General features: G+C 51.3%; 12 protein-coding genes. All 12 read left to right on the forward strand.

What is annotated here, in order from left to right; translation table 11 throughout:
* The first annotated feature begins 41 nt into the window (after positions 1-41).
* The 12 genes from AC0YN0_RS03385 (at position 42) to AC0YN0_RS03440 (ending at position 26,699) form a co-directional block, all read left to right on the forward strand.
* Positions 42-2,501 (forward strand): hypothetical protein, encoded by a 2,460-nt coding sequence (locus AC0YN0_RS03385; RefSeq protein WP_475819993.1) that lies wholly within the window; start codon positions 42-44, stop codon positions 2,499-2,501.
* Positions 2,502-2,689: 188 nt separating this feature from the next.
* Positions 2,690-6,097: a hypothetical protein gene (locus AC0YN0_RS03390; RefSeq protein WP_475819994.1), complete on the forward strand. Its 3,408-nt coding sequence runs from the start codon at positions 2,690-2,692 to the stop codon at positions 6,095-6,097.
* A 200-nt stretch (positions 6,098-6,297) separates the two neighbouring features.
* A complete protein-coding gene (locus AC0YN0_RS03395; RefSeq protein WP_475819995.1) occupies positions 6,298-8,073 on the forward strand; it encodes a cache domain-containing sensor histidine kinase in 1,776 nt (591 codons plus the stop codon).
* Entirely contained in the window at positions 8,070-9,668 is a 1,599-nt protein-coding gene (locus AC0YN0_RS03400; RefSeq protein WP_475819996.1) for a response regulator transcription factor, read from the forward strand. The genes AC0YN0_RS03395 and AC0YN0_RS03400 overlap by 4 nt, the downstream gene beginning before the upstream one ends.
* 33 nt (positions 9,669-9,701) lie before the next feature.
* Entirely contained in the window at positions 9,702-11,015 is a 1,314-nt protein-coding gene (locus AC0YN0_RS03405; RefSeq protein WP_475819997.1) for an ABC transporter substrate-binding protein, read from the forward strand.
* Between the two features lie 148 nt (positions 11,016-11,163).
* Positions 11,164-12,759, forward strand: coding sequence for an ABC transporter substrate-binding protein (locus AC0YN0_RS03410; protein ID WP_475819998.1), 1,596 nt, complete (start codon positions 11,164-11,166; stop codon positions 12,757-12,759).
* Positions 12,760-12,948: 189 nt separating this feature from the next.
* Complete coding sequence (locus AC0YN0_RS03415) at positions 12,949-13,926, forward strand: ABC transporter permease (RefSeq protein ID WP_475820886.1); 978 nt, start codon at positions 12,949-12,951, stop codon at positions 13,924-13,926.
* A gap of 24 nt (positions 13,927-13,950) precedes the next feature.
* Positions 13,951-14,832, forward strand: a complete 882-nt coding sequence (locus AC0YN0_RS03420) for a carbohydrate ABC transporter permease (protein WP_475819999.1) — start codon at positions 13,951-13,953, stop codon at positions 14,830-14,832.
* 81 nt (positions 14,833-14,913) lie between these two features.
* Positions 14,914-16,551 (forward strand): ABC transporter substrate-binding protein, encoded by a 1,638-nt coding sequence (locus tag AC0YN0_RS03425; RefSeq protein ID WP_475820000.1) that lies wholly within the window; start codon positions 14,914-14,916, stop codon positions 16,549-16,551.
* Positions 16,552-16,637: 86 nt separating this feature from the next.
* Positions 16,638-17,663 (forward strand): dienelactone hydrolase family protein, encoded by a 1,026-nt coding sequence (locus AC0YN0_RS03430; protein ID WP_475820001.1) that lies wholly within the window; start codon positions 16,638-16,640, stop codon positions 17,661-17,663.
* Between the two features lie 210 nt (positions 17,664-17,873).
* Positions 17,874-18,557, forward strand: coding sequence for a hypothetical protein (locus AC0YN0_RS03435; RefSeq protein WP_475820002.1), 684 nt, complete (start codon positions 17,874-17,876; stop codon positions 18,555-18,557).
* 207 nt (positions 18,558-18,764) lie between these two features.
* A complete protein-coding gene (locus tag AC0YN0_RS03440) occupies positions 18,765-26,699 on the forward strand; it encodes a CBM96 family carbohydrate-binding protein (protein WP_475820003.1) in 7,935 nt (2,644 codons plus the stop codon).
* The last annotated feature ends 166 nt before the right edge of the window (positions 26,700-26,865 follow it).

The raw sequence follows: 26,865 nt of genomic DNA on the forward strand, positions 1-26,865 counted from the left end.
CAGGTGAACGATAGGTTTGAAACGGATGGTGGATACGGAAAATGGGCAAAAAACAATTGAATTTTTTAAGCCTATGGGCAATCAACGATAAGCTTGAGACGGTGTCGCTTAAGGCGCAGCTGGATGAACTGCAGGCAGCAGGGTTGGAGGGCGTCATCTTCCACCCTCGGTTTTATCCGGGAATTCCGGTATATATGAGCAAGGAATATTTAGACATCGTATCCGAGGTTATTCTCTACGCGAAGCAGATCGGGATGTCGTTCTGGATATACGATGAGAACGGCTGGCCGTCAGGGACAGCCAGCGGGCAAGTCATTACCCGTAACCCCCATCTTGTCTGCCAGTGGTTGGAGTGGCGGAAGGATGAAGCTTCCGAAGGCGCGGGAACGCAAGGCAGCGTAAGCTTACAATCAAAGCCAGCCGTCTCATCGTTGGACCCTGAGGCGACCGCGATCTTCATCGAGCTCACGCATGACGCATATCGGAAGGGACTTGAGCCTAAGGCGTTTGATTATGTAACGGGCTTTTTCAGCGACGAGGTCGCTTTTTTGGATGGACATGGGATTACGTTTCAAAACGGTGGATTACCGTGGAGCGATCGATTCCCGAAGCAATACGAAGAGCGTTATGGGGAACCTCTGTATCCCCAGCTTCCGCTCCTGTTCGAAGAGGGAGCAGAGGCCTCGTTGATTCGGACGAGATATTGGGAGATGCTGACCGATGCGATCAGAGAGGGCTTTTATAAGCCGATCGCCGACTGGTGCGCCGCGAATGGCAAGCTATTTACCGCACATCTCAAGGCGGAAGAGAATCCTTTCTTCCAGCTGAGTTATAGCGGATCGGGCTTCCAAGTGCTGCAGGACGTATCGGTACCTGCGCTGGATGCGCTGGAACGTTATCCAGGCAACAACTATTACCCGCGAATGGTCCATTCCGTCTCCGTCCAACAAGGAAGAGAGAGCACTCTTGTTGAAGCGATGGGTGGGGCAGGATGGGGGGCATCGCCTGAATCGTTTACGAATTATGTACTGTGGCTGGCAAGCCATGGCGTTGATCAGTTCGTCATGCATCTTAACCAATACAAGCTGAAGATGCAGGCGATGCATGATTGGCCGCCTTCGATTCCTTGCCATCTGACATGGAAGGACGCGTTTCCTTCGATTATCGGCAAAATAAAGGATTCGGCCGCGATGCTGCCGGATCTAAGAGAAGGCAAGCCTGAACTGCTCATTGTGACACCGACACGCGGCGTTATGGGCTCATTCATACCGTTCGATGCGATGGTCATTAACGAGCATGACGGCTCAGGCGTGCCTGATTCGGTTAGCGGATCGATCAGCAATCGATTCATTGAATTAATCGAGCGGTTCTATGCCGCAGGCATCCATTACGAGCTGACGGAAGAACGCGTTCTGGAGGAAACAGCCGTTATGGAGCAAGGTAAAGTGCGGATCGGCCAACGTGAATACGCAAAGGTGCTGTTGCCTAACGGCTGTTTATGGCATACGGGCGGAGAAGATGCACCAAGCTTCGATGTGCGTATGCGCGAGGCAGGGGTCGAGGTATTCGGCGAGCAGGATCTTGCTCAGCTACTGGACCTGGACGGCAGCACATTGGAGAGCTTGATAGACGACTCAGTCACGGAGCTAGCTCTTGTCCAGTCAGCGTGGGAAGTGGAACAGCCTGAGATGAATCAACTATTAATTGAGGTGTTCAAGGCAACGGATACGGGCACGCTGACCGGGACTTTCGTTCTGGAGAACGGGCAGGTGCGGCACGGGCTACAACTCGTCATGCTGGATGAGGTTCGATCGGTTCGCTTGAACGGCAGCATGCTCGCTAGTGCCGAGATCGGCGGGCGATACGAATACCGCATTCCAGAAGCGGCATGGAGCGCTGGGTATAACGGCAACCAACTGATCGAGATCGAGCCATTAGCTGATTTGGAGCAGAATTACGTCATCTTTCTGCAAGGTCGGTTCCATGTACTCAGCAAGTCGGACTACACTTCCAAGGATAACAGACAGACGGCTACGCAAGGGCCATTCATAATAGCTGCCGCGAAACCGCTGCAAGGAGTCGATCTTATCGAGGAAGGCTTGCCGTTCTGCTTCTTACCCGTGAGCGCGACCAAAATAATCGAGTTGGAACATGATCTGCCTTACGCGACGGTGAAGCTGACTGGCGTTGCAGGCGACGCTGTCCAATTGTTCGTCGACGATACGGAAATAGGCTGGGTTTGGGGGCCGGATTACAGCGCAGAGCTTTCAGAAGGGCTTAAGGCCGGCGTTCATCGCGTGACAGCGAAGGTCGTACCAAGCACCTACAACAGCTATGGTCCGCATCGCCATTATGAGGGTGATCGCCATCTGACTAGCCCGAATCAATACAACGGGATCAAAAATTTTGCTGACCGCAAGGATGCGCCTGAAATAACGCTTGGCAAGGAGTGGCATTTCGTAAAGTGGCACATAAACGGTGATATTCGAATATCCAAATAATCGATTTAAATGATGAGATGACGTCGCACAGGTGCGGCGTCTCTTTTTTTGATGAGTATAATAGCTTTACTCTCTTAAATAACTTCATTTCTTTCTATAAAAACCCCATTCTAGTCGAAAACCAGCAGTGTTATGGTGAATGTGAAAGCAACACTTATTGTGCAAAACACAATATTCGAGGTGAGACAATGTTAGTACGGGTAAATCTTTTGGAAGAATGGGGAATAACGGGGGAGTGCGTCGAGTACGGTTATGATCTACAACTGCCGCTAAAGCTTTCGTATCCAGCTCCTGCCAACGCTGTCGGTTGGTATCCAATTGGGTTTGAACGAGGGAATGATAAGGCACTCGATGCCATGGGATGGTTTGGGCTGAAGCTTGCCATTCGTGCTTATGATGAGGAAACGAAGCTGATGGTTAACGCTAGCTTCGCCGATGGACGTAGCGTCTCGGCTTCCGTTTATGTTGCTGGCTTAGGAAAACATGAAATTACCGTTAAGCTGTCGGAGTTTGAAATCGAGGAAGCGAAAAGTAATATTTGGCGTTTCCTGCAAGCTTTCGAATTGCAGGGGAAGGCGGAATTGATATCCGCAACACTGGTACGCGGCGAGAGTATTTACGCTGCTATTGACATAGCAGGCAAGTCGGGCGAAGCCGGTGAGACCGTTACGTATGCTATGAGCATCTATAACTGCACGGAAAGGAAGCAGCATATATCGGTGAAGCAGCTGTTCAAAGGCTGGGAATCGTTAATCGCAGAGGTTACCCCGTCCAGTTTCGTCCTCGAGAGAGATGCTTGCCAAGCGGTAACCGCAGCTGTTAAGGTTCATTCGGCTATGGTAGCAGGAGGGCATGAAGAGACAGTTTTGCGGTTTATTGCAAACGGCGACGGCGGAAGCGCCGTGCAGGTGAAATTAAAGACATTAAAACGATTGGCTCATCCGTACATCTACCACAACGAGCAGCAATGGAAAGAGACCAAGGCTAAAATTGACAGCTATCCGAAATTCAAGCCCGGATTCGACGAGATCATTGCGTGCGCGGACGCGTGGGAGGTAAAGCCCCCCTTACCGATAGACGAAAGAGACTATTGCTATGACACAAAGGAAGAACATAACATCATGTCGGCAGCCTATGCTTATGCGCTTACGAGGGAAATCAAATACGCGGAGAAGGTCGCATCGTTTCTGCGTTTCTTCACGGACGACGAGACCGGCTATCCAAGGAAAAAGAAAGGTTGCAGCCAAAGCTATGTCCAGGAGGGACATTTTTTCCAGCACCTTGCCATCCCGTACGATATCATCCACAGCTCCGGCGTACTTACACCCGAAGATCATCTTGCCGTGGAGAAGACGTTCCGCATTTATATGGATATTCTCGATTATCATCTGCAGCAGGGCCATATTTCGAATTGGCTGCTGTCCGAGATAGCCGGGGCGTTCTACTGCGCTTTGGCCATTGAAGATATTGAACGTGCGCTCCGGTTCGTATACGGCTCGGCCGGCATGATCGAGCATCTGCGCTATGGCTTGTTCAATGACGGCTGGTGGCATGAATGCTCCGTCGGCTATAATACCTGGGTATCGTCCATGTATATCCATACGGCTCACGCACTGCTGCCTTTCGGCATTAATATCGTTCATGAGCACTTCCCGATCCCATTCAACGACGAAGTGAACAGTACCTATAACGGCGAGGAAATCAAAGTCAAGTTCGGCATGTACAATAAAAAATGGGGCGGCAGCCTTAAAAACTACGTCCGCATCAAAGACTTGTTCGATGCGACGATTCCGTTCCTCGATTATCGAGGCGTGCTGTTCGGCATCAGCGATTCGGATGAGAAAAAGCTGGAGGGCGTTCATTTCGGTTCGACCTTCGATCTGGCGTATACATACTACAAGGACCCGGATTACATTCCGGTTATCAATCAGAACGATCGTCCCGATCCGATATTCGGTCACGGGGTGCTGCCCGAGCACGAGGCAACATACACGAAGAGCAACGCATACGCCGATAACATCGGCATTGCGATGCTCAGAAGCCAAGCCGAAGGCAGGGAGCAGAGCGAGCAGATCCAAGCGGTCGTCCGCTACGGTTCGCATGGCTATGCGCACGGTCACTTCGATCGGACGGGCTTATTATCCGTTATGAGATATGGACGAAGCTTCTACAATCCGGAGCATGTGTGGTGGGGCTATGCGCATTTCATGTATAAATTCTATGTGCAAAACTCGATTACGAAAAACATGGTCATCGTGGACGGGAAGATGCAAGTGCCGAGCGATTCCAACCGCTTCTTGTTATACAGCGGCGAAGCGATTCAAGCGGTGGGCATCGAAACGGCATCCCGGTGGTCTTATCCGCCTTATGGGGGCATGATGTACGATCCGGAGGAGTCGCTGGCGCAGCGTTGCGAGCTGAATGCGTCCTCGCTGCCTCACGTGCCGGACGCCCCTCCGCATGGCGAGTTGTCCGGATTCACGGAGCCGATTACGCAGCGAAGAGTCATGGGAGTTACCGACGATTACATCGTGCTGTTCGACTACCTGGAAGGCGAGCGGGAGCATCAGTTTGACAGCCTGCTGCAAATTAAGGGCTTTAAAGGACTTACGGCGGAGAACGAGCAATACGCAAAGCATACGAGCCAGTTGACGGAGGATCCGCTTTCCGACGGACAATTTGTGACGGACTGCCATTGGTACGACGTGTCCGGTCCAAGCACGGCCCGTTTTGAAACGATATTCGGAGAAGGCGAGGATATGCGGGGAACGCGCTCATTCCACAATACCCCTGGCATGCTCAAGATGGATGTCCATACGGCATGGCCGCCTAAGTCCGTCCAAATCGTCGGACGGGCCGCCGAAGACCATGGTTATTGTATTCCGCTAAAGTACCGGGTTGAGGTTGACGGAGAATCGAAAGCCTCGGGCGATATGGGAGCTTGGCTGCTGGGCGAAGGGAAATGCGATATTTCAATCGAAGGGGCGCGGAAGCTGGTTCTCCGCGTCAGGAACGGTACGTTGTATACGGAACAAAAGTATGCCTACCGAAGCAAGCAGGGGATATTCTGGGGTGAGGCTTATATTGAAACGGTTGATGGCTCGAAGATTAACCTGAGCGAGCTTCCGTTGAACTATAACAATGTGGACACGGGCTTCGGAATCGGCAAGGACTATGAAGGCGGTCGGGTAACAATTGTCGGCAACGAGTATCCGGATGCCATTCCGGCAAGTCCTGTCGATCACGATGCGGAGGGTGTCATCAGTCTCGATCTAGACGGCTTAGGGGCCGTGCGCTTCGTCGGGCTAATCGGCGTTGACGCGTTCCCGGGCGACGAAGCGCAGAGACGGATGACATATGCCGTACGAACGCAAGGCAAGCAAGCGAACTATGTCACGGTCATCGAGCCGTACGAAGCGGAAAGTATGATTGCCTCCGTGAGAGGAATCAATGAACATACGGTCGTCATTGAGCTGAAAGACGGGCGTACGCAGCTCATCTCGGTTCGAAGCATGAACGAAGGCGAGTCCACCGTTTATTTGACGGAATACAAAGACGGACGCATTTTGCGAGAAGAAGAGGCAGCCGGGAAGTAGAATGAGTGATTTCTGTAACCGATAATAATAGAAGAGATAGTAGAAGAGCCTGTCCGAGACGGATAGGCTCTTCTATCCGTCCTTCTCTCTATCGCTTAAAAATGTTCATGCCGCTCTATAAAAACCTCATATTCCCGTTCGTGCAAATGAGCTATGATAGAATGGACAGACTATGTATGCCGCAACCGGGAGGGAATCCCATGTCAAAGTGGAAAAAGATATGGCACAGCCTTTTCTTCAAAGTATCGCTTTCCTTTCTCGTTGTCGGAATGATTCCGCTGCTCGTGCTGGGCGGTCTTTCGCTCAATCAATTTACGGGCCAGGTGCAGCGCAATACCGAAAACAATTTCAGCCAATTGGTCATTAATTTAAGCAATAATGTGGACGATATTTTAACGAACTATAACGAAATATCCAAGTCGATGTACTATAACGCGGAAGGGGCGGGAGATCGGTTAAGCACGACACTGCGTGACGAGATTGAGCTGCAAGGAAAAATAAACATGACGCCGATCGAGGATTTCCTGAAATCGGTCGTTTACAGCGACACGCATATTCAAAACGCCTTTTTTGTAAGGGCTTCCGACGGTTTCGTATTTCATCAATCGCGCGAGAGCAAGGTTCTGGACACGAATGTTCCATTTCCTTCGGTCAACTGGACCTACACGTTAACGGCGAATCCGAAGCAGCTTGTTGTCTTTCCGCCGCATTTGGAAAGTTATTATGGCAGGACGGAGCAGGTCATGACGTTCGCCCGCAATCTGATCGATACATCCGGCAATATCGGACCGGAGGTGAAGCTGCTCGGCACGCTTTTCTTCGACGTCGATATGGATATCTTCAGCCGCTTGTTTCGCCAAGTTCATCTTGCCGAACGCGACCAGATGGTCGTCATTGACGGGAACGGCTATACGCTGTACTCGAATCAGCGCGATAAGCTGGGCAAGCGCTTCGACGAGTCGGCCGCGCGAAGGGACGGCAATACGATGGTTTTCGCCGAGCCTATACCGTTCATTGGGGGGCAGGTGATCGGTCTCGTTTCCAAATCCGATCTATATGCTTCGCTTATTCCCATTCGCACAACAGTGATTACTGTTTCTGCCGTTTGCCTTGCCGCGCTGCTTACCCTTGGATTCATGTTCTCGCGTCGCTTCACGGGGCCGATTTTGGATATTATGCGGCTGATGGCGAAGGTCGAATCGGGGCATTTGGAGCCGGGGCCAGAGGTGAAACGCAAAGATGAGCTCGGAAGGCTGACGCACGGCTTTAATCGGATGGTCGAGCGGCTTCAATGGTTTATTAACGACGCCTATGTCAGCGAGATCAAGCGGAAGCAAACGGAGCTTAACGCCTTGAAAAGCCAGATCCGGCCGCATTATTTGTACAATACGCTTGAAGTGATCCGCATGAGCGCCGTATCCAATGACGACGACGAGGTTGCCGATATGATCCATTCGCTGTCCAATCAGCTGCAATACGTGATCGACTATGGCGAAGAATGGGTTTCCTTGGAGCGGGAACTCAAGCATTTGAAGCATTACTTCCATCTGATCGAGGTTCGCTTCGACGGAAGGATCGAGCTGCAGGTGGACGTTAAGGACGAGAAGCTGCTTAGAGCTTCCATTCTGAAGCTGTCCATACAACCGATCGTCGAAAATGCGGTACTGCACGGTCTAAGGCCGCGCGGCAACAAAGGTTCTATTCAGGTTACGGTCGAACGGGAGAATGACGTTGCCATGGCAGTCACGATACTCGACAACGGAGTCGGTATGGGCGAGAGCGCGGTTGCGCAGTTAATGCTTCGCTTGGAACAGAGCGAGACGGCTCCCAGCAAGAGCATCGGCGTGAAAAACGTGCACGATAGGCTTAGGAACGCGTGCGGCGAGCCGTACGGGATATCCGTCGAGAGCAAGCCGGATATCGGAACCTCTGTCCGTTTGCTTATACCTCTGCATAGGGAAGGAGCAAAACTATGAAACCAATTCGCGTCCTATTTGCCGACGATGAGCCGGTTATCTTAAGAGGCTTGCGAAGATTGTTGCCTTGGAGCGACCTTGGTTTCGAGATCGTAGGCGAAGCCTATGATGGCGAAGAGCTGAGAGAATTGCTTGAGACAAGCAATCCGGATGTCGTGATTAGCGACATTAATATGCCGGGCCTGACGGGCATCGATATTATCCGCGAGATCAACGATTCCGGGCGCAATATCAAAATGGTATTTATAAGCGCATATCAAGAGTTTTCCTATGCTCAGGATGCGGTCAAATACGGAGCGGTCGACTATCTGCTCAAGCCCGTCGACAAGGAGCGGCTGGAAGACGTGATGCGGAAGGTGGTCCGCTTGATCAGCGAGCAGTCCGTAAGGACGCGAGAGAAGGAAATGGCCAACCGTTTCGAGACGCAGAAGCAGAAGCGCATGATCGAGGAGCTGTTGGAGAGGCTGGCCGATGGCGACAAGGGAGCAATATTGGAGCTGAATCGTCTGAATATTATCCGGGGAAGCCGTTATATGACTTTCTGTTTTGGCGATATGGACAAAAACGTGCAAGACAATTCGATCCGCTGGCAGGAGCAGGAGCGGAAGCTGATCGATTTTGCGATTGCCAACGTATTGTCGGAGGCTGTGACGCAATCAGGAACAAGCATCTATTTCCGCAAAGGCGAACTGCATGGCATTTTCCTCCAGCATGATTTGCCGGAGGAAGCGCTTGAAGCAGTCGAGGGGCTTCGCGGCCAAATCAACGGCTATTTGAAAATCAGCTTTACTTTCGGACTCGGCATGACTGCCGAATCGCTATCCGAAGCCGTGTTTTCCGCAGAATCGGCGGAGGCGGCTTTGCGGGCCAGGTACTTCGAAGGGATGAATCGGGTCGTCTGCGCCCGTAGGCACGAAGCAGACGCTGAAGCAAAGACGAACATTGAGAAGCTGCAGCAGAAGCTGGCCGCTACGTTAGCCAACCCTTCGGGAGAGGAAGCGAAGGATACGGCGGGGGAATTGGTTCAAACGGTGCGACTCTTCGCGCAGAACAATCGGAGCGCCGCAATTACAGCCGTATTCGCTAGCCTTAGATTGCTGGAGCGGCAGCTCAAGGAGTTAGGCGCGACGTCTGAACGAGCCGATGCCGATGACCATACGCTGCTGGAGCGGCTCAACGGTTTTCATACGTTTGACGAATTATCCGAATACTTCATGTCTTATGCGCTAGAGCTGCATAGCCGGGCGGCAGACAAGCTTGGCAACAAAGAACTGATGCAGCTTGTTCAGGTAAAGGCCTATATCGACGAGAAATACGCGGATAACATTACGCTGGAGTCCATGGCTTCTCTCGTTTACATGAATCCGTATTATTTCAGCAGCTTCTTCAAGAAGCATACGGGGGAAAATTTCAAGCCATATTTGACTTCAGTGAGGATGAAGCATGCGCATAAAATGCTGGTTCAAAGCGACCTCATGGTTTATGAAATAGCGGAGCTCGTCGGTTACAACAATGCGCGTCAATTCAGCGATATGTTCAAAAAGAAATATGGCAAGCTGCCACTCGAGTATAAGCAAAGCTTGAAAGGCAATTAACCCGAAACGAAGCAAGACAAGGAGGTGTGAAAGATGCGCGGAATCTGTTGCATGCTCGTTATCGCGCTCACGCTTGTCGCGTCCGGTTGCGGCATAGGTCCAAATAATGAAGGGCAGGCACTGGAGAAGGCGGCGTCCGAGCAGGATCTGCTATCGTTTACGGTCGTATATCCCGGCGGCGACTTGGCGCATAAGCAGGGCATAGCGGCCGTCATCGCCGACTTCGAGAAATCGCATCCGAATATCGTCATTCATGAAGTCAGCGAATCATGGTCGGGAACCTATGCGGAGTTTCTGAAAATGAAAGATGCAGTCGGAGAATTCCCCGATCTGGTGGAAATGCGCGATACGCAGCTGTTTGCAGACGCCGGCTTGCTTGCGGAGCTTCCTGAAGACATTACAGGCTTGCTTCGGCAGACGCCGGAAGTAAACGGGCGTGTCTATACGGCGCCGCTTGAGCTTCCGGCGCCGGTCGGTATTATATACAACAAGGAGATGTTTCGGCAGGCGGGATTGACGGTGCCGCCCAAGACGTACGGTGAATTTCTGGCTTATTGCGATAAAATTCGCGAGCTTGGCGTAGAACCGATCGTCGTCGGCGGCAAAGATTTATGGCATATGGGCTTTTGGGTGAATAAGTTTTTGATCGACGAGATCTATATGCAGCAGCTGAACTGGAATGCGGATCGCAATGCGGGAAAAGTCAGCTGGACGGATCCCGCGCCGTTGCAGGCGATAACGAAATTAAAGGCGCTATGGGATGATGGCTATGTTGCGCAAGGCTTTCTTGCGACGGCTGACGGACAGACCGCATCGGCGCTCATATCCGGCCAAGCGGCCATGCTTTATTCGGGACCGTGGATGTTCAATCAAATCCGCTCGGCCGATCCTTCGTTTTCGTTCGGCTTCTTCGCGTTGCCCGATTCCGAAGGTCGGGTTAACGTCGGAGGCGCGCCGAATGCGAACGGCTGGTCCATCTCGGCGAGGGCGGAGAGCGATCCGGACAAAAGGAAAGCTATCAAGCAGTTTCTGCATTTCTTCTATAGCGATACTGAATATTCCCATTATCTGCAGGCGGTAAACGGCATATCGGTTAGCCGCAGCGACGTGCAATACCCGGTGTCGGAGCAGATGAAGGAGGTCATCCGGATCATGAATGATCCGGCTACGGGCCAATCGTATTATTTGAACCATTTTACGGGCAGGAATACGATTCCGCCGCAATTCCGGGACTGGTTTTATCGTTTGGTGCAAGACTTGATCAGCGGAAAGCTTACGGTGGAGGAAGCGCTGGCCGAAGCAGACAAGGAATGGGACAGGGAGCTTCAAGCGATGGCTGTGCGATAACCTATTCGAACGCTAGACGGACTAGGGAATGTTCTTAAAAAAGCGCAATTTGTTGTTAAAAAAACGCGATGGCTAGTCTCTGTCTTACGTGATATGGTTATGTTGTAAGCGGTTAACAAGTGGGTTGCCGAGAGGAAGGGGTGGCATAATGACCGCGCTCAAAAAAAGTCTGCTGCTTGTTGTCATCCTTTTAACCGCGATTGCATGCGGCATTTTGTTGCCGGGTCTCGCGGACAGCGGGTCCGAAAGCGGAGACCAGCCTGCTTCTTCTTCTCTGACCTTTATGTTTTTTGGAGATAAGCCGACGGATATGGATAAGATCTTGAAGGAGTTCGAGGACAGGACGCGTCATACGCTGAACCTTTCCATTCATACGGAATGGGATTCGCCCGAGGAGTATAAGCAGAAGGTACGGCTGCGTCTTGCGGCTGGCAATGAAATCGATGCCGTATTCGATGCTTCTTGGATGAATATCGAAAATAATGTGGCCCAGGGTTATTATCAAGTATTAGACCATTATTTTAATAATGACGATTATCCTGGTCTTAAGAAGGCGTTCCCGGCCGAATACCTGGAGGCGAATAAGATCGGCGGCCATATCTATGCGGTGCCGTTCACGCAATTTTTCCACGATATCGAGGTCGTCTTTATCCGTAAAGATTTGCGGGAGAAATTCGGCATGCGGCCCTTGCAAAGCTATGACGATCTGGAACGGTATTTGCAGCATGTCGAGGAGTCTGAGGTTAACATGATTCCGTTCGCTTTGAAAGGCGACCGCGGTTTCTTCCGTTTGTTCGCGAACGAGGATGTGCAAAGTCATATTCGGACTGCTCCGAGCGCTATTGCGGGCACGGGCGTCAACTTTGATGTGATCCTATCCGAGGACGGGAAGAAGGTGCTTGGAGCGGTTACGCTCGGAGACCCGGAGGATTTGTACGCTGGTTTTCCACGGCCGTACAACGATCCCGCTTACTTCAACGGCTCTTTTGACCGCTTTGTCGAATGGAATCGGTACATTCAGAAGGACGTCCTGAACGAGCGCAACGCGTTGCTGCTGTTCCAAGCAGGCAAAACGGCAGCGGTGGAAGGGACGATTACGAATTGGGCCGAGATATCGCAGAAGCTCCAAACTTCTGTTAAGGGAGCAGAAATGGAAGGTTTTGTGTACAAAGCTTGCCAGCGCGCCATGGAGAAGGGGTGCATAGGCACGGATTATCGGGCATGGAACAACCTGGCGATTCCGGTTACGTCGGGGCATGCGGACGAAACGATGAAGTTTCTGGATTGGATCTTCCAGAGCCAAGACAATCACGATCTGTTCGAGCTGGGCATCGAAGGGGAGCATTGGACGAAGGGGGAAGGCATGACGTATACGAATACGTCCGATTCACCCAATTACTCCTTTCCGCCTTTCGAGCTGACATGGAATCCGTCGATGTCGCGAATCAATGTGGACAATGACCCCGAGGCGATGAAGCTGCTGCAATATTCGGCCAATCCGGAGTCCTACTATCGATTGCCGATAGCGGGCTTCGCCTTCGATCCGACTCCCGTCAAAAACGAAATTGCCAAAATCCAGCCGCTCGCCAGCCAAATGACCCAAGTATTCAATAGCGGACTCGATCCGAATTGGAGGCAAACGGCAAGTAAAACGAACGGCAAGCTGAAGGCTCTCGGCTTGGACAAAATCCGTGAGGAACTAATTAGACAAGTCCAGCATTATTTGGATTCGAAAAACAGATAATGGTATAAAATTATATATATTTATAATGACGCATGCTGAAGCATGCGTTTTTTTGTTGTTCAATCATATAAATTCATCTTAAAAAACCGCATTTTTGTCTTAAAAAGCAACATTTAAGGGGTTTCATTGCCGTGATACAGTTAATTCACGGACAAACAAGAGACATTTCAGAAGGAAAGAAGGAGGAATATCAAAATGAAATCATCGGTCGCCCTAAAGGCCAAGGCCCCGAATACGAGCTCAACCAACAAATCGGCCTCATTCCTCGCGGAGATTCGCAGGAACGGTCTGCTGTATCTTTTGACGCTGCCGGGCATTCTGCTCATCTTTGTATTCGCTTATCTCCCGATGGGGGGAATTGTTATTGCATTCCAGAACTTCAATGCGATCAAAGGGATTACCGGAAGCGAATTCGTCGGATTCAAAAACTTCGAGTTTTTCGTCCAGTCGAACGAAGTGCTGCATGTTATTTTTAACACCTTGTTCTTGAACGCCTTATTCATTTTGTTCGGCACGGCCGCTTCGGTCGGAATCGCCGTCATGTTCTCGGAGCTCGGCGGCAAATGGTTCAAGCGGATCGTTCAGACGCTCGTCACGCTGCCTAACTTCCTGTCATGGACCGTTATCGCCATGTTCGTTACGGCGCTGTTGTCCAGCGATACCGGGATGATGAACAAATGGCTGGACGCACTCGGCATCGGGCCGATCGCCTTCTTCAACGAGCCTCAAATATGGCCGATCGTGCTGTTGCTTATCAAGATTTGGCAAGGAGCGGGATTCGGCTCCATCGTCTATCTCGCCACGATTACCGGCATCAATCCCGACATCTACGAATCGGCGTCGATCGACGGTGCTAGCAGATGGGAGAAAATCCGCTTTATTACGCTTCCGCTGCTTAAACCGACCGTTATTCTCATGATGCTCTTGGCGATGGGCGGCATATTCTACGGTGATTTCGGCATGATCTATGCCCTAGTAGGACGAAATGTCATGTTGTATTCGACAACGGATGTCATCGACACCTACGTATACCGCGCACTGATGGATCTTGGCGATATGGGCATGGCGGCTGCAGTCGGCGTATTCCAATCGGTTGTCGGATTCATACTCGTCGTCTCTGTTAACCAGCTCGCACGCAAATTCAGCCCGGACTCGGCGCTCTTCTAAAAAATAACGAAAGCAGGTGCAGCCATGATAAAGGAAAGCTACGGGGATCGGCTGTTAAAAGCTGCCATGTACGTCATCCTGATTATTTTCTCGATCTACTGCCTCATCCCATTCATTGCCGTCATAAGCAGCTCGCTCATGACGGAGTCGGCGATACTGAAGGACGGGTATTCGCTGCTGCCGAAGACGTTGTCGTTCGATGCTTATAAGCTTATTTTCAAGGATGATACGATTTACCGGTCGTACGGCGTGACGATATTCGTTACGGTGATAGGTACGTTTCTCGCAATGCTCGTCACTTGTGCGCTTGCTTATCCGCTCTCGATCCGCACGCTCAAATACAAAAACCATATCAACTTCTATGTCTACTTCACGATGCTGTTCCATGGCGGTCTTGTCGCAAGCTACCTGCTCATCTCCAAATACTTGGGTATGAAGGATTCGATATGGGTGCTTATTATTCCAGCGCTCGTCAGTCCTTGGAATATGTTCCTGCTGCGCAACTTCTTCAAGTCGGTCGACGAATCGTTGGCCGAATCGGCAAAGATGGACGGCGCGAACGATATTTATATCTTCTTCAAAATCGTGCTGCCGATCTCGCTGCCCGCACTCGCTACCGTTGGACTATTTTACTCGATGGGCTTCTGGAACAAATGGTTCGAAGCGATGCTGTACATTTCGAACGAAAATTTGTTCCCGCTGCAATATTTGGTCATGCGGATCATGAACAACGCCGAGTTCGCGAATCAGCTTTCCTCGCAAGTTTCGCTGCCGAACTACGTAGTGCCGACGCTTACGACGCGGCTTGCTACGACGGTCGTTACGATCGGGCCGATCATTTTCTTGTACCCGTTCCTGCAAAAGTATTTCGTCAAGGGCTTAATGGTAGGCGCTGTCAAAGGATGACCCCACACCGGGCTGAGCACGCCGCTTGCGGCGGTTTAGTATAAAAAAAGCATAGTGAACGAAAAGGGAGGAGCAACAGAAATGAAAAAAACGTTCAAAGGTATGGCTCTGCTGCTAATGGCGGCATTGCTTGTCTCAACGGTTGCGGCATGCAGCGGCAACAAAGAAAACACGGAAACCAATAAAGGCAATAACGGCAGCTCGGAGGGTACGAACGCTCCGAAATCAACGGACGAGTCGGGGAAAGCGCTTGATCCGGTAACGTTAAAGGTCATGTTGTTCGGCGATAAGCCGATCGAACTGGACAAAGTCTTGGCGGAGTACGAGAGTAAGACGAAGGATACGCTCAATACGAAGCTGGATATCGAATTCAACCCGAATGCCGATCACAAGCAGAAGCTGACGCTTAAGATGACGGCAGGCGAAGCGGTAGACATCGCTTTCGATGCGCCTTGGATGTCGCTTAACACAAACGTATCGCTGGGCTATTATCAAGAGCTCGACAAATATTTCAACAACGATGAATATCCAGGCTTGAAGAAGGCATTCTCGGAAAACTTCTTGAACGCGAACAAAATTAACGGTCATATTTATTCCATTCCGCTTACGAACGCGTTCTATGATATCGACGTGGTATACATCCGCAAGGACCTTCGCGAGAAATACGGCTTGGAGCCGGTTCAAAGTTACGAGGACTTGGAGAAGTATCTCCAAACGGTGCAAGAGAACGATAGAAGCATGATTCCGTTCGCGCTTAAAGGCGATCGCGGTTTCTACAAAATGTTCAATAACGAAGACAAAGTAATGGACGCGAAGCTAATTGCCGGCCCTTCCCCTGGCTTCTATGTGTACTTATCCGAAGACGGCAAGAAGGTCATTGGCGCGACGACGCTCGGCGACGATGCTTCCAAATTCGAAACCTTGCCTGCACCATATAACGATCCGTACTACTTCTTCCAGCAATACGACAAAGCGCTTGAATGGAACAAATATATTCAGAAGGACGTATTGTCCGAGAAAGATCCGCAGGTACTGTTCGTAGGCGGCAAATCCGCGGCGAACGAAGGAACGATCAACGGCGCCGCCCAAATTCGCGAGCGTCTGCAATCAGCTATTCCAGGCGCGGATATCGAAATGTTCGTGTACAACTCGCGTGTCCGCAACTTCGAGGAAGGCGCAATCGGTACGGACTACAAAGCATGGAACGATATCGTCCTTCCGGTTACGTCCAAAAACGCCGACCGCACGATGAAGTTCTTCGACTGGCTGTTCAGCAGCCAAGAGAACCATGACCTGATCGAGCTGGGCATCGAGGGCGAGCACTGGACGAAAGAGGGAGACCGTTATTATAAAATGACGGACAAAACGACCAACTACCTGTTCCCGACTTATGAATTCACTTGGAATCCAACGATGTCGCGCATCAATGGCAGCAATGACGAGGAAACGCTGAAGCTGATGGATTACCAGTCTAAGAACGAAACCTATTATTTGCAGCCGCTTTCGGGCTTCACGTTTAATGCGGAGCCGGTCAAATCGGAAATCGCGAAAATGACGCCTGTCGTTCAACAGCTGGATCCGGTATTGAAAAGCGGTCTGGACAAAAACTGGAAACAATCAGTAGTGAAAATGAACAAGCAGTTGCAGTCGTACGGACTTGAGAAGGTTCGCGAGGAGCTTATTAAGCAAGTTCAAGCGTACCTCGACAGCAGCAACTAATCATTTAAGTCATACGTGCCAGGCCGCAGGAACGTTCGTTCCGGCGGCTTGGTCCGTTTAAATCATTGAATACGGAGGCGTTATAAATGTGGCAGCCCGATGCGTTGCTTGAACGATTGTACGAAGAGACGGTGGAACGCCACCGTACGCAAGCAGCCGGCGAGAGTTTGGAAGAGCGCAGAGAGAGGCTGCGGGGCGTGCTGCAGAAATCAATCGGCTCGTTCGACCGGAAGGAAGGTGCGGTGGTGGCAGAACGGATTGAAAGTGTTGACTGCGGCAGCTACATGCGCGAGCGGGTGATGCTGTCCGTCGTAGAAGGGATAAGCTTTGCTGCATATGTCCTCATCCCGAAGGGAAAGACAGCACCTATGCCCGCCGTGCTTGCGATTCATGGTCATGGCTACGGCAGCCGCGAAATCGTCGGCTTGCTTCCGGACGGTACGCCGGATGAAGGCGAGCCTACTTGCCACAATCACTTTGCCCTTCCGCTTGTAGAACGCGGGCTGATCGTGATCGCCCCGGACGTGTCCGGATTCGGGGAGCGACGGCTGAGCGAGGACATGGATAAGGATCCGCGTGCCAGCAGCTCCTGCTACAAGCTAGCGACGAGCTTACTGATGTATGGCAAGACATTGACCGGATTCCGAACGGCGGAGCTTCTGGGGACGCTGGATTATTTGGCTTCGCGCAGCTATGTCGATGCGGATCGTATCGGGACGATGGGGTTCTCCGGAGGCGCGTTGCTGGCATGGGCATGCGCAACGCTGGACGAGCGGTTGCGCTCGGTCTTTCTGACGGGATTTCCCGGTACGTTCAAAGGCACGATCATGGAAGTTTTTCATTGCGTGGACAATTATACGCCGGGTCTGCTGGCCGAGGCGGAGCTGCCGGAATGGATCGGGCTGATCGCGCCGCGTCCGCTGTTCGTGGAGTCGGGAAGCGGCGATCCGATCTTTCCGGTCGCATCGGCCGAGGAGGCGATTCGCCGCCTGAAGAAGACGTACCGCGATGCCGAAGCCGAGAGCGGCTTCGCGTCGGATGTTTTCCCTGGCGTCCATGAGGTTAGCGGCCGAATCGCGTATGATTGGCTGGCTGGACAGTTGAATAGTTGATCAATAAGTGTTGAGGTGGTGTCCATAAGGGAATGTATGGACACTTCTTTTTTTGCAAAATACGCTTGTATCCCTAAAAAAACGCATTTATTCCTTCAAAAACATCATTTACTCCGCGGTAAGCGCTAAGTAGAATCACGAGTAACCACTTCTGAAAGCGCTGTCAGAAAGTGGGTGAGATAAAAAATATATTTGAAGGAGGCAATATGGATGTTCAAGAAACCAACCGTTAAGATCGTCTTATCAGTGCTAATGACCGTCATGCTCTTAGTCCCTATCGCTTATGCGGACAGTGCATACGTCAATGTCGGTGGCGTTCCTACCTACGTGACTTACAATGGCTACGGGCTTAAGGTGCGGGCGGAAACCTCATCATCCAATGCAGACACGAATATTGCGTTAGCCGAGTCAAGCGGCTTAACGGCTTATCAGCCCGGATATTTGTCTGGCAAGTGGTTATCGTTTACGAGGGATTCTTATCTTGTGCTCGAAGGGAAGGGCTACTACAAGATCAGATGGGAGCCGGAATTCTGGGTGGCGCCGAACCAAGAGCTAATGCTTCCGACATTCACGGTTCTATCGGGAACTCATGTGTACGCTGCGCAAGGCGGACGAATCGGCATCGACAACTCGTGGTTCAATTACTTGGAAACGAATCCGGTTGTCCAATATAACTATGTGGATGGTCTGCACTACAAGGATTCGTCAGGAAACAAACGGAGCATGGAATGGCAGGATAAATATTATTACCTCAACGGCAAGGTAAAAGTTTTAAACAATGAGAGACGTAACGGTACGGGTGCTTACAACATAGCGATTACGCCTGTGCTGCGCTCTAGCATCGTGAATATCCGCTCCTTGTCGAACGGTTATTTGGATGTGAAGGATTTTTAAATTCGGGTTAGTAGAGTAGAGCGAATGTCGGACAACTTTCAGCGGCTAGCACTGAAGGTTGCCCGATTTTGCTTGAACAAATTGAAAATATGCAAAAATATGCAGTTTGTTCTTAAATAACCGCATACCTTGGAATCCTTTTTTTTGCTAAAGTGTTGATTGTCAAGAAAGCGCATACATAAATTCAGGGCAAAAGGAGAGTCATGAATGAAGAAAACAGGGAAGAGAGTTTGGACGGGATTTCTTGCCTTTACAATGTTGTTGTCTGGCCTATCCGCGGGAATCGCTCCGAACAAAGCGAGCGCGGCAACGTCGAGCGTACTGAAAATCACGGCGGAAGCGGACGCTCATGTGCAGGAATCGAGGGCAGGCGATAACTTCGGGGCAAACGCCACCATGATTGTAGGCGCCGGGAGGGAGACTTATTTGCGCTTCGATGTATCTGGGATTGCAGACGCCCGGGAAATCAAATCCGTGACGTTGGATTTCTTCCGCAGCGGCGGCGGCTCTACCAATACGATGGAGGTATATAAAGTATATGACGATTCATGGTCGGAGTCCGCTATTACGTGGAATACGAGACCAACAGCCGCGAATAGCCAAGCCGCCGCAGCGCCTTTTCAATCCTATGTGTTCGGTGCGGTCAGCAATGTGGCCTATGAAGGCGTAATCGATATAACGGCAGCGGTTCGCGAAGAAGCGGAGGCTGGCGACGGCAAGCTTTCGCTTATGCTTACGACGACGGGAAGAACAAGTCCGGGTCTCGATATGTTTTCGAAAGAAAACGTTTCCAGCCGAATCCCTCCAACGCTTTCCGTAACGATTGAACAGTTGGATAACGCGGAAAGAGCCGCAGCGGATGCGGCAGCGCTCTCCGCGTTCGTCAAGGACCAATCGACGGTAACGAACGATATCGTATTGCCTTCCACTGGCTCTGCTTGGGACTCCGATATCGTATGGAGCAGCAGCAACCCAGCCGTGATTTCCGACACCGGCGTAGTGACCCGGCCGACGTACGAGGACGGGGACGCGGTCGTAACTTTAACCGCTTCGGTTACGCAAGCCGATGCGATGGAAACAAGGACCTTTGCGTTGAACGTGCCCGCCAAGGGTCAAATTTCGCAGGTCAGATTGCGTCCGATCGCAGACGCTCATGTGCAGAGCGGTGTGGAAACGAATTTTGGGTCGGCTCATACATTGATCGCTGGAGCGAATGGAGAGACACTGCTTCGATATGATCTATCGGGCTTGCCCGAACCTAGCAAAATCATAACTTCAACGCTCGATTTCTACCAAATCAGCGGCGGATCGGGCAACACGCTGAATGTGTACACATCAGACGACGATACCTGGTCGGAGAGCACGGTCATGTGGAGCAACAAGCCTGCAGCCGATGCAGCGTCTATCGCTTCCTATGAAGCCGTCAACATCAGCAAGGAAAAAGTTGAAGGACAGATTGAAGTGGCGGACGCCGTCCGTTCAGAGAATGACGATTTGCTGTCCATTATCTTAACGGGCGATGCTGCCCGTTCAGGCATCAATATCGCATCGAAGGAAATGTCGGACACCGTTAATCATCCGAACGCCTTTCCTCCGACATTGGTTGTGACCGTCGAGGGGCTAGCGGATACGGACAAAGTGACGCGTGATGCGCAAGAGGTGGACGCTTTGGGTCTTAGCGGCAAAATGATTACGAGCGACCTCCATCTGCCTGCAGTCGGCAGCCAAGGTTCCGATATAGAATGGAGCAGCGACAAACCCGAGTTTATTTCCGATAGCGGCCAAGTAACGAGACCGTTGGCGACCCAGGAGGATGCAGCCGTTAATTTAACGGCTACGATCGCTTCAGGAGAGATATCGGCGACTCGCACGTATACGGTTACGGTATTGAAGAAGGAGCATCTAACGACAGTGAAGCTTGCGCCGGTGGCAGACGCGCATGTCCATAGCGGAAGCACCGGCACGAATTACGGGTCGGCTGCAACGTTAATCGTTGGTGCGGGCAGGGAAACGTTCCTGCGGTACGACTTATCCGGCATCTCGGATTATCGCAATATTCAAGCGGCCACTTTCGATTATTTTCAACGAAATGCCGGCTCGGGAAATACGATGGAGATTTATCGCGTCGAAGACGACGCTTGGCAGGAAAACGCCATTACGTATAACAATAAGCCTGTCAGCGATCCGGATCTAATCAAAACGTATGGCGCGGTAAGTATCTCGGATACGGCCATTCAAGGCGCCATCGACATCGCCGATGCGGTCCGTACGGAAGTGAATGGCGACGGTACGCTATCATTGAAGCTAACGACGCCAAACGGAGCTGCACCGGGCATAAACATCTCCTCGAAGGAAGATACGGCAACGGGCCATTTTGCTCCTACTCTCGTTCTCAGCATTGTGAATTTGACCGACGCGGAGAGAGTAGCGCAGGACATACAGGCTCTTGACGAACTTGATAACATTGCGGTTACGGACAACATGCAATTGCCTCTCGTCGGAAGCAGCTTTTCCGATATTGCGTGGGTCAGCGATACGCCTGAAGTCATTGCCAATGACGGAACCGTAACGAGGCCGCTGGAAAACGAGCTGGACGCGGTCGTTAAACTGACGGCTTCCGTCACTTTCGGAACGGTTACCGATCAACGCGTCATTACGGTCAGAGTGCCGAAGATGCCTTCGGCTTCGCCCTATTTTCACGCGTCGCTGGGCCGGCTAATCGAGCTTGCCGAGGATACGGTGGCAAGCGCCGTTATCGGCAGTAGTCCCGGCGAGCGTCCGCAAGCCGCAAAGGATGCGTTCACGAGCGAGATCGAGCTTGCGCAAGCAGCCTATGCGCTTAACACGCCGGCTGCTAACAAGAGCGCGATCTTCGGACTGACGAACGCCGCCAAAGCGTTCTTGAGCACGGCGGTCCTCTCGGATGCCGTCATTGATGAAACAACGAATTCGCGCGTCTACTCCGCTTATCGGGCAGCTCTCGTGTCGCTCGTATGGGAGGCGAAGGCCGCTCTGCTAACGGAACCGGAAATGTATACAGACGGGGCGAAGGTTGCCTTGCAGGATCAGATCGACCGTGCGGAGGCTGCGCTGAGCGGCGAATATACGGCGCCATTCGATCGCAATCGCGAGTTTTTGAAGCCGAGGCCGGACGAAGATATTCAATTCGCAACCGAGTACTTTTCGAGAGCGCCAAGCTATGGAACATCGACCTATGGTCTAGCGCCCGCGCTCAAATGGTATAAATCGCAGCATGTGTTCTCTAGCACTTATCTGACGGTCGAAATTTTGCCTGAGGCGGATGCTTTCGTCAATAAAGGGAGTGCAGGCACGAACTACGGCTCAAGCGACGGACTGGTCGTGAACAATCCGCCCGGCGTAACGGAACGATCGCCCGTTTTGAGGTTCAATTTGTCCGCTTTGGCGGATTCGATTACGAATGCGACTTTCCGTTTCACGAACAAGAAAGCGGACAATAATCCGATTAATGTCTATTTGCTGGATAATGACAGTTGGGCAGAAAACCAAATTACGTACAACACGTTGGACCGCGATGCAAACAATAATCTCGTTCTTGATACGTTGATCGGGAAAGGCATGCTCGGTACGCAAAACGCGTTCAGCTTGATCGATTTGACGGAAGCTGCCATTGGCGAACAACTGGGCGATAAGCAGTTAAGCATAGCCATTACCCAAATGGAAGGTTCGAGCTTCCCGGGCGAATTTTACTCCAAAGAAGCGTCAGTGACTGATAGAAGGCCGCGGTTAGTGACGAAAGTAAACACGGTCGATCAACAAAAGCTGATTGAAACCTATGCCAAGGTTAACGGTTTAGCGGAAGAGATGGCATCGGGCGCAAATGCGGGCATCGGGGTAGGTCAATATCCGCAATCGGCGATCACCAGATTGAATGACGCAATCACTTCGGCACGGCAGTCCATTGCAAGCAATCTTCAATATGAAATTGGGGCTGCGATCGTCGAATTGCACAATGCCATGAAGCATATGAGAGATTCCCAAGTGCTGCGCAGCGACGTTGAAGGGAGCTCGGACGTCTTCTTCCCTGCAGGCGGTATCGCCGAGCTCCGGAATCGCATCGAGAAGTATCCGCTGCTTGCGGGAGAGTTCGAGAAAATCAAACAAATTTCCGACCAATATAGTCTTGAGGATGTCCAGGATTATGGTTTGATCCTTGATCCATCCGTCACGGTTGACGAGCAGAATGCAAGGTTCAAAATGTGGAGCGACGTAACGAGCCAGAATTTTACGCCGCCGGCTGCGACGGTCAAGGCGAAGTTGGAACTAACGTTGCCTTCGCTTGAGAACAATGCGGATGGACTTGGTCATGTATGGCTGGACGCGCTCCGTATTTATCCTTCCAATGCAACGGAGGACTTAACGATTCTGAATAGCGGATTCGAACAAGCGGACGGAAATACGCCTAAGTATTGGGAGCACAAAGTGATCAAAGGATCGCCGGTATTCCAATGGGAAGACCGCGCCAACTACGTTCGTTCGGGCTTGCGTTCTCTCTACTTGGAAAACCCGACTTCGGGAGACGAAGGCGCATGGGCGTATACGCAAAGCATTCCGATGGAGGGGAGCGTACCCCATACGCTCAATTATTCTTCCAAGATCGATGGAAAGCTCAAGAATGGGGTTCAAATTAAATTAACCTTCTTCGACGCGAATGATGTTCAGGTAGGCTCATATACGAGCACGAACAATATGAAAGCTGCAGTGGGCGGAAACGGCACGAACTTGACTTTCCAAGCCGATGCCATCGTCTATGCGGTTACCGGAGACGTCACATACGCACAGAAATCGAAAATCAACATGCTGTATTTCCTGCAGGATCATGCGCAGGGAATCGAGTCTTGGTTGGTCAATAACGTTAGACCGGATGGTTATGATGCTTATGGCGCCGTACAGACGGGACGCAACGCGGCTTCGCTTGCAACGGCATACTCCTTAATCAAGGACGCAGGCGTATTCAGCGAGGAGGAGAAGGAACAACTCCTTGACCTCGTCGACTACTTGCTCCGCAATATGAGCGATCTTCGCGACCGCTCGGAGTTAACGGCGTATGAAGCGCAAGTGAATACAGGCAACTGGGAGACGGATATGTCGGCCGGCGCTTCTTTCCTCGCGATGGCCTTTCCTGATCTGCCTAACGCTAGGCAATGGCTGCATAACGGCAGAATCGTACTCGAAGGACAGCTTGCCAACACGCTCAAATCGGATGGCTCCTGGCCGGAATCGATTCGTTATCACGTTGCCGCGATTCAACGATTCTCCACTTACGCGAAAGCATTGCGCAACGTAACCGGTGAGGATTGGTTCAGAGACAGCGATCTGAAAAAGATGTTCGGGTTTCTGATGCAGGTGCAGACGACTCCGTACGAGGAGATGAACAACCGAATCAGCACGCCGAACTACGGCGATCATATGCTAACACCGGGGACGGACTTTGCGGTGCTTGGCAACTATTTCAATGAGATTGCCGCAACGAATCCGGAGCTCGGCATCAAGCTGTACCAAACATGGCTGCGAGCAGGCGAGCCTGTCGCGAATTATTGGGGCGAAGCGATTGCGCTCGAAAACTTCTTCAACCCTGTCGAATTCACGAATGCGACGAACACAAGATTGCAATTGCGATCCACGGACGAATTGAATCCGGCAGGACTATACTTATTCCGTAACAATTTCGGACGAAGCAACGAGACGTTCATGTCGCTGATCGCCAACAAAACGGCCATCGGACACGGGCATTACGATGAAGGCTCATTCATCTTGTATGCGAACGGGTCTCCATTGATCATGGATCCGGGTATCGAAAGCTACTTCGATACGAGCAAAAACTGGTATGTCGGCTCGTCAGCGCACAGTACGGTCCAATTTGCATCCGGATCGAGCTATGTGAACACGCCGCTAACGGCCGAGCAGCTGGCATTCCACGCATCACACGCACTGGACGTTGCAAAGGTGAAAGTGAATCATCCGTCAGGCGCACCTTCAGGCACGCAGACGAGAACGATTGCTTACGTGAAGAATGGCATTAACGCCTTTATCGTTTGGGATCAAATGAAAGGCACTGCGGCGGGCTCGCGCTTGAATTTTCCGATTGCCGCAACCGAAACGACGATAGAAGGCAATAAGGCAATATCCACCGGTTATTATGGCACCGATCTAGAGACAACGGTGCTTCAACCGGCAGCAGCGGCAATCGAGCAGGAAGTTGCTCGGGCGCATCCGGATATTTTGCCTGATTCGGCCGGACTGAACTACTTGCGAGTAACGGCATCGGCAGGCCAAAACTATTTAACGGTGTTGTATCCGAAGCAATCAGGCCAAGAAGGACTTAGCACAGAGCAACTGACCGTAACGAGCCCGGGCGTAGACGGTTACAGTCTGACGACGGCGGATCAACAATCGTTGATCGTGCTTGCGAATAACGGGGATCAAGATCAGACCGTTACGTTAGCTTCCGATGAAGCTCTAATCGACATCCAGGAAGGCGTTAGCTATGAATCGGCAGGCGGAACAGTCAACGTCATCGTCAAAGCGAACAGCTTGAACCTATTCAAGCAAGCATCGCTGGAGGATGGCAAGCCGGCGATAATTGAGCTGAAGGGCGAAGGCAGCACCTATACGATTCCTGATTCGGGCAGTCGAGAATACAGGTTTACGGCTGACGTTATCGATCAGTATAACGACTTAATGATAGACGAAACGATAGCGTGGTCGGTTAGGAACGCTCCAGCGGGCGTATCCATTGACCAAAGGGGCATCCTGACGATTGCTTCGTCAGCGAAGGGCGCTACCTTCAGCGTGGTCGCTGCTAGCGGTGAGTCGGAGTCTTTTTTAACGATCGCATTACCAGGCGATGGTACAGTAGACCCGACTAATCCTGCGAATCCGTCTGTTCCGGTTGAGCCTGATATGGGACGCATCGTTCGGAATGAAGACGGTTCGGTGACAGTCAAATTGTCACAGATCGACGCGCAGCAAGGGGAGAGAGCGAAATTCGTTCTGACAGAAAAGCTGTTAATTGAAGCGTTGGATATGGCTGCAGATGGAACAAGCGGGATGAAAACGATCAAACTAGCAGTTCAATCAGCAATTTCAACTACATCTATCGGCTTACAGATACCAAAATCGTTATTCAATAAGTCAAAGCAAGGGATAACGTTCTTGCTCAACACGCCGGCTGGCACCATCAGCTTCACCGATACGATGCTGAATACGATGTCCTTGACCGACGATTCTACGGTCGAGCTCGTAGTCGGCCGTGTGGATGCAAGCGCGGTAGATACAAACATCAGAGAACAAATCGGCAATAGACCGATCGTTGAGCTGTATGTGCTCGTGAACAATCAGCGGGTAGATTGGAGCAATCCTAGCTCCCCGGTCACCGTATCCGTTCCTTACGCACCAACCGAGCAAGAACGGGGCGACAGCGAGAAGCTGACGGTTTGGAATTTGAACGGCAACGGAGCTTCGATCCCCGTTCCGAATGGCAAATACGATGAGAAAGCGGGGGCGGTAACCTTCAGAACCGATCACTTCAGCGCCTATGCCGTCGTATTCGTGCCAAAAACATTTAAGGATATGGGCAAACATATTTGGGCACGCCATTCCGTGGAGGTGCTTGCTTCCAAAGGCATAGTGAACGGAACTTCTGATACTACTTACCAACCTGCTGCTCAAGTGACTCGAGCAGACTTCTTGAAGCTCTTAATTAACACTTTAGAGCTAAGTTCAGTGGATATCCAAGATTTTGCCGATGTGAAAAAAAGCGATTACTACTACAACGAAGTAATGACCGCCAGAGCGTTAGGGATTGTTTTCGGAGAAGGCGATAATCTGTTCAATCCGAAGAAATCCATCACTCGTCAAGAGATGATGGTTATGACTGCCCGCGCGTTGAAATCGGTAGGCAAGCTTGAGGTTAGTTCGTCTGCCGGAATGGCAGATCGGTTTATGGATTGGGAGAAGCTCTCTCCTTATGCCGTAGATTCAGCGGCAGCATTGATTAATCAAGGAATTATCAAGGGCGATGGTCAATCGTTGAATCCGAAAGGGATGTCAACAAGAGCGGAAGCCGCAGTACTGATTTATAGTTTATATCAACTTTATTGAGGTTAATTAATGAATTGAATCCTTTGCCGGGCAGGCGCGCGACCGCGAACCTGCCCGTTTTTTTATACTCATAAGGCTGGCCGAGTATATGGCGCCTGTAAAGGCGGCGTCTGGCTGTCGAGAAAATCAAAAGAACCATCTCTCAATTATAAAGGGAGATGGTTCT

The organism is Paenibacillus sp. J22P218, assembly GCF_056269195.1.